The sequence below is a fragment of the Streptomyces sp. NPDC059696 genome, from assembly GCF_042733745.1.
GTDB lineage: Bacteria > Actinomycetota > Actinomycetes > Streptomycetales > Streptomycetaceae > Streptomyces.
The window spans coordinates 1-6208 of sequence record NZ_JBHWFG010000070.1 but is presented as its reverse complement, the minus strand read 5'-3'; the positions used below and the strand labels follow the sequence as shown (position 1 = coordinate 6208).

At 67.2% G+C, this 6208-nt stretch carries 5 protein-coding genes; all 5 read right to left on the bottom strand.

Annotated elements, in window-relative coordinates; genetic code table 11:
* Positions 1–338 precede the first annotated feature (338 nt).
* Complete coding sequence (locus ACFV20_RS36350; protein WP_242435351.1) at positions 339–1592, bottom strand: DUF2637 domain-containing protein; 1254 nt, start codon at positions 1590–1592, stop codon at positions 339–341.
* 103 nt (positions 1593–1695) lie between these two features.
* Positions 1696–2721, bottom strand: coding sequence for a ParB/RepB/Spo0J family partition protein (locus tag ACFV20_RS36345; RefSeq protein WP_073772432.1), 1026 nt, complete (start codon positions 2719–2721; stop codon positions 1696–1698).
* Positions 2718–3872, bottom strand: coding sequence for a ParA family protein (locus ACFV20_RS36340; RefSeq protein ID WP_073772433.1), 1155 nt, complete (start codon positions 3870–3872; stop codon positions 2718–2720). The genes ACFV20_RS36345 and ACFV20_RS36340 overlap by 4 nt, the downstream gene beginning before the upstream one ends.
* Before the next feature lie 1208 nt (positions 3873–5080).
* Positions 5081–5961 (bottom strand): IS5 family transposase gene (locus tag ACFV20_RS36335; RefSeq protein WP_107427524.1). Its coding sequence is split into 2 segments (ribosomal slippage): positions 5081–5601 and positions 5601–5961, totalling 882 coding nucleotides; the frame shifts between segments, so codons are not numbered across the junction.
* 53 nt (positions 5962–6014) lie between these two features.
* Positions 6015–6208 (bottom strand): hypothetical protein (locus ACFV20_RS36330; RefSeq protein WP_385665337.1); only part of this gene is annotated, 194 nt, incomplete at its 5' end.

The window sequence follows — 6208 nt, the reverse complement described above, 5'->3', positions numbered from 1 at the left end:
GCGTTGGAACTCCGGGCCGCGTTGGAACTCCGGGGCGTGTGGAACGGGGGTGTCACTGGCCGCCCAGCGAACGGCGGAGCCCCCGCTTCCAGGCGGCGACGGATACGGACAGACACCCCTCGAGTTGGAAAAACGCAGGTCAGCTCGTTCCAACGCTCTCTATGCCAGGCGGCGGTCACCGCTTGGCACCCGTCGAGCGAGGGCGAGGAAGCCGACCTCGACTGGAATGACAAGTTCCACGGAACACCTCCCGTCGGCTTTCCCGCCTGGTTCGGTCCTCTACCCGCCGACCCGACGCCCACGAATTCCACCCATGAGACGGGTGGGAACCGAGGCGCTCAGCTCGATACGGTTGCGCTTTTCTCGGCCCGCTTGATCTCCCCGAGGTACTTCCGCACCGTTCCAACGGTGTAGCCGGAGCCCTCGGCAAGAATCGGCGCGAGCGCATTCGCGGACCGGGAACGTTCCTCCGGAGGCAGCCGCCGATAACGGACTGCCACGATTTCCGGCCCCGTCCGTACTTCAGCCTCGCGCTCCTGGACCTCCGACGCCTCCTCCCGCGCAGGCTGGGCGAGATCGATTGCCGGGTCCGGGCGTGAGGTCACGAAGCCCGGGACCTCATCGTGCTCGGGGATCCGCATCTGCACCACGCGGCGTCGCTCCCCCGTCCACTCCGCCTTCGCAGCGGACACGGCGATCTTCTCCACCGGCGTCTCCTCAGAACGAGAACGCCCCTCGCCGACATGGCTCCCGGATGCTTCGTTCGAGACCCCGGGCTCATCCGGCACCTCCTCGAACAAACCGTTCTTCGGCTTCGTCCGCTCCGGTCCGAACCTTGCGCTGCTCCCGTTCGACTGCGGCTCTGCCTGCTCGACGGTCGGCACCCCCGCCATGAGAGCCGTCGGTTCGATGCCGGCGGCGGCGAGGCCCGCGGGGGCGGTGTCGGCCAGGGGGACGCCGTACTTCGCCAGCCGCAGGGGCATCATCGACTCGATGGGGGCCTTGCGCCGCCAGTTGCGGCCGAAGCGGGCCTGGAGGCGGGCCTGGTAGATCAGCCGGTCCTGTTCGAGCTTGATGACCTGCTCGTAACTGCGCAGCTCCCACAGCTTCATCCGCCGCCACAGCTTGAACGTCGGGATGGGCGAGAGCAGCCAGCGGGTGAGGCGGACGCCCTCCATGTGCTTGTCGGCGGTGATGTCGGCGATCCGGCCCACCGCGTGCCGGGCGGCCTCGACGGCGACGACGAACAGCACCGGGATCACCGCGTGCATCGCGGTGCCGAGCGGGTCGGGCCAGGAGGCGGCCCCGTTGAACGCGATCGTCGCGGCGGTCAGCAGCCACGCCGTCTGGCGCAGCAGCGGGAAGGGGATGCGCATCCAGGTGAGCAGGAGGTCCAGGGCGAGCAGGACGCAGATGCCCGCGTCGATGCCGATCGGGAAGACCAGGGAGAACGTCCCGAAGCCCTTGTCCTCCGCGAGCTCGCGCACGGCGGCGTAGGAACCCGCGAAACCGATCGCGGCGATGACCACCGCACCGGCGATGACGACCCCGATGAGTATGCGGTGCGTGCGTGTCAGCTGCATCGCGGCCACGCGAGAGCCTCCTGGTGGAGCGGGCTGTCGAAGGGTTCGCTGAAGGAGGAGCTAGCACCCCTGCCGGGTGACCTCGGCACGGCAGGGGCGCTCGTGCGTGGACTCACTCCTGGGTCAGGAGCTTGGCGAGGGTGTGTCGGTCCTCGACGGTCATGTGCTCGCGGACCAGCTTGTTCAGTGCGTGCGGGCTGTGCCAGGGAAGATGCCTCGAGGAGCTCTGGCCCGTGATGGCACTGATAACGGCGTTATCAGTCTCCCGTCCCGTCGGGCGGGCCGGAGCCACCACGGAAGGCTGGTTCTCGGCGGGCCTGCTGATAACGGCGTTATCAGCAGGGGACTCCGGCGGCTCCTTCGCCCTCTGCCGCGCGGGGGCGATAACGCCGTTATCAGAAGACGGTTGAGACGAGGGGCCACTCCGCTTCCCCTTCTTCGCCACGGCCTGCACAGCTCGCGCGTCCGCTACTGCGCGCTGCTCTTCCGGGGTGCGCTTGGCCAGCCCCCGCACATGCTCGACCTTACGGCGGCCGGCCTCCAGGTCCGCCTGAAGCTCGGGGGCGAGCTCCAGCAGGGACAACCGCTGCGAGATGTAGGGCTGGGTGACACCGAGCCTCTTGGCTGCCTTGTGCTGCGATCCGTAGAACGCCACCAAGGTCTTCAGCGCCGCTGCCTCTTCCAGGTCGGAGAGGTTCTCCCGCTGGGCGTTCGCGACGAACGCGGACTCCAGAAGGGCTTCGTCCGTGGTGACCCGCGCGTCGTCGACGGTGACCTTGATCGTCGCGAGCCCTGCAGCCCGTGCCCCCGCCAGCCGACGGTGACCGTCGACGACGACATAACCCGCACCCGGCTCGAGTTCCGATGCTCGCTCAGGGCGGTCGCGGAGGTATGCCTCGACGGACGCGACGGTGATGGACTGGATCTGCCCGATCTCGCTGAGACTGGCGGCCATCCCGGAGACGTCGCCCAGGGTCTCCCGGGGGTTGTCGGGGTTGACGCTGACATCAGTGAGCGGCAGTTCGTTGGGATCCACGGTTCCGAAAGCCTGGTCGGTCAGCTGGCGCCGCACACTGCGCGCCTTGCCGGCCCGCGCGAACGACGACGATGCGCCCAGCTGGTCTTCCTTGGAACTCATGAAATCTGCCTCGCAATCGCCCGCATGCCCGTCGACTGGTCACAGTGAGGGGCGTGTTCCAGCAGCGGCATCCGCTTGCGTACCGCTTCTCGCTGTTCCTTGAGGTCGCCGATCACCGCGAGCACCTTCGGATCCCCCAGGTTCCGCCACTCCCGGAGAGAGGACGTGGCGACGACGCCGCGCCGACTGTCGTAGAGGTTCACCACGAGCCCGAGATACTCGATCTCCAGACCCAGGTCGTCTCGCAGCGACTCGACCTGATCGGCCAGCATGGCGTATGCCGTTGCCGAGGAGTCCTCGGCCAGCACGGGGATGACCATGCCTGAGATGCCCTCGGCCTCGCCTTGGCGACGCCGCCCGTAGTAGATCGCCGCGTCGGTCGCCATGCCGAGGCTCGGCGGGCAGTCGATCACGATCGCGTCGAAGTCCTTCTCCAACGGCTGCAGCGCCCGCTCCAACGCGGCTTCCTTGTTCCGCATCCGTGCGACGGCGATCTTCGCGTCGAGGAGGAATCCGTCCGGGCAGGCGGGCAGGACATGGAGGCGCTTCTCGAAGCGGGGCGACTCGATCGTGACCACCAAGTCTTTCAGCTGCCCCTTGCCTTCGCCGCACATGTGCAGCACCAGGCTGTCCGTCCCCGGGGGGAGCTGCTCGACACCGAGCTGGTCGCTCAGGTGCCCTTGAGGGTCGTAGTCCACGAGCAGCACCCGCATGCCGTCCTCGGCGAGCGCTTGCGCGACACCAGCGGCGACAGCCGTTTTCCCCACCCCTCCCTTCTGGTTTATGACGACCTTGCGCTGGACGATGCCCGTGACGGGACGGTGCCTGGGGGAGGGGTTGGCCCTCAGCCAACTCTGTACCGACTGAGCGAGGCCTTGGACGAACGGCATGCCGCCACGCTCGTGGCAGGTGCTCTTGAGCTCCTGCCACTGGCCCGGCGGAAGCCACGTGGAAAAGGAACTGGAGCCTGATGTGTCGACAGTGGGGCACTCATCGGGTGCCGCTTCACGCCAGGCGGTGATGCCGGCGGAAACAGCGTCCTGGATGTCGACGCCGAGTTCCGCAGCACGAACCTTGAGGTCCTGGCGCAGCCAGGACGGCAGCTTGGAGACAACCTTCTCTCTATCTCCAGCAGTACTTGAAGTGACCATGAGGTCAGCTTACTAACTTTGCGGAGAGTTGTGTTCAACGCCCTGCTCAACACGCGTGTCGCTGCACTTCACTGACTGCGCGACACACCGGATCGGCTCGGGCTGCGGAGCGGCACTGATAACGGCGTTATCAGTCAATGGCTGCGGCCGACGCTCCTGCCACGTGCGCTCTCCCTGTGCCGCAACGGTCTCGCCTGGAAGCATGCCCATGCCATGCGCCGTAAACCGAGGAAACCCAAAGAGCTTCCGGTTGGCTCATCCGGTCGCTGAGGAGGCTCACGACGCGTGGCACGACAGGATCATCGGCTCCTGCGGCAGGAGCATCGACGACGGCTCCGGGTCTGCCGAGCCGCCGGACGTCCTTGATCTCCACACCTTCAGCCTGTCCCATCACGCTCGGGGGCCGAACTCCACGACGAACAGACCGCGCCCGTGCGGCCGGCTCCAGCCTGCTGTTCAGCCTCGCCCCGGCAGTGGTCGTGGCCTACTGCAACGCCACCTCCTCCGCCTGGCTCGCTACCCTCTATCCCGCCTCGGGGGCACCTATGCCTATGGTCGCAAGCGCCTCGGCGACTTCTGAGGGCTACCTGGCCGACGGGCATTCCCTCTCGGCAAGACTGCCTCCTGCGCCGCCATGGCCCTGACCGCAGTCGACTACACAGGCGTCCACAAATCCGCCCTGCTCGCCCGCACCATCGTGGCTGCCGCCGTCGACCGAGCAGCCCAGCCAGCAGCTCACACTTATGTCGCTGTCCATGAAGGACAGGCTCTCGTGGGAGGTCCCCAGGACCTCGTCGAGAACGGTGCGGTGCAGGATGGTCCAGGCTTGTTCGGCGAGGTCGTTCGTCTTGAGGATGGTCAGGGTGAACGTGTGGAACGTGTCCTGGCCCTGCTGTCTCTTGAAGAGTCTCAGTTCCTCCGGCGACGTCCGAGTGGGGATTTGTTTCCTTGATCAGGCCCAGGTTTTCGTGTTTTACCGGTGCACTCTCGTTTACCGGTACATCAATAGTCGCTGCTGGGATTCCCTTGTGACTGCTTGGAGTGCCGGTGACGGCCGTGTCCTGGAGGATGCCTGGACCACCGGTGTCCTGCTGGATCTAGGGGGCCAGCGGGCAGTACGAATAGGTGACGAACATCGGCTTCGCCGCCTGATGTCACCCTTTTCCGGCCGGCATTCTCGCTTCCAGTCCTAGGCACTGTCCGGCGGATCATGGGCGGAGCCATAGGCGGACTGCTGCTGCGGTGACGGTGCCGTGGAAGACGTAGGCCCTTTTGTCGTAACGGGTGGCGACCGCGCGGGAGTTCTTGAGCCGGTTGATGGTCCGCTCGACCTCGTTGCGGCGCCGGTAGCGCTCGCGGTCGAAGCCAGCTGGCCTGCCGCCCGCGCTGCCTCTGCGCCGGCGGTTGGCCCGCTGGTCCTTCGGCTCGGGGATCGTGTGTGTGATGCGCCGTCTTCGCAGGTAGCGGCGATTTCGGCGTGAGCTGTAAGCCTTGTCGCCGCTGACATGGTCGGGCCTGGTCCGGGGCCGTCCGCCCAGCGGCCGGGGAACCCGGATCCGGTCCAGGACCTCGATCATCTGCGGGGCGTCACCCCACTGGCCTGGGGTGATCAGTAGAGCCATGGGGCGGCAGCCGCCTTCACCGGCGAGGTGGATCTTGGAGGTCAGACCGCCCCGGGACCGTCCGAGTCCCTCATCGGGGCGGTGGTGCCGGGGCCTCGTCCTTTTTTCGGGACCCGCGGTCCGACCCTGCGGGCGCCGGCCGCGTGCTGATGGGCCCGGCAGGACGTCGAGTCGACGCCCACCATCGACCAGTCGATCCGCCCGGCAAGGTCGGCGTCGGCCTGGACCGCCTGCAGGAGCCGGTCCCAGGTACCATCCGCCGACCAGCGGCGATGCCGTTCATACACGATCTTCCACGAGCCATAGCGTTCCGGCAGGTCACGCCACGGAACACCGGTGCGGACCCGGAACAGAATCCCGTTGAGCACGGTCCGGTGATCGTTCCACCGGCCGCCCCGGCCACCCAGCGAGGGCAGATGCGGCTCCAGCAGCAACCACTCTCGATTCGTCAGATCCCCCCGACCCATGACCCAACCAATGAGCGACCGGCCGGAAAGTCACATGATCCGCCGGACAGTGCCTAGGTGAGTGCAGTGATGCCCCGCTCGAACGCCCCAGCGCCCTTCCCCTTCGTGGCCGGTGTGGTCCGGGGCGTGAGCCCGAGACCTTCCAGGCGTGCGCGCTGTTCGTCGTTGAGGCTGTTCCAGCTGTGGGTTTCGGTCTGGCGGGTGGTCCAGGTGACCGCCTGGCCGCGATGCGCGCGGTCGTCTCGGC

Coding starts and splice junctions, on each gene's coding strand:
- ACFV20_RS36345 (WP_073772432.1), bottom strand. CDS start 2,721: ATGAGTTCCAAGGAAGACCAGCTGGGCGCATCGTCGTCGTTCGCGCGG.
- ACFV20_RS36340 (WP_073772433.1), bottom strand. CDS start 3,872: ATGGTCACTTCAAGTACTGCTGGAGATAGAGAGAAGGTTGTCTCCAAG.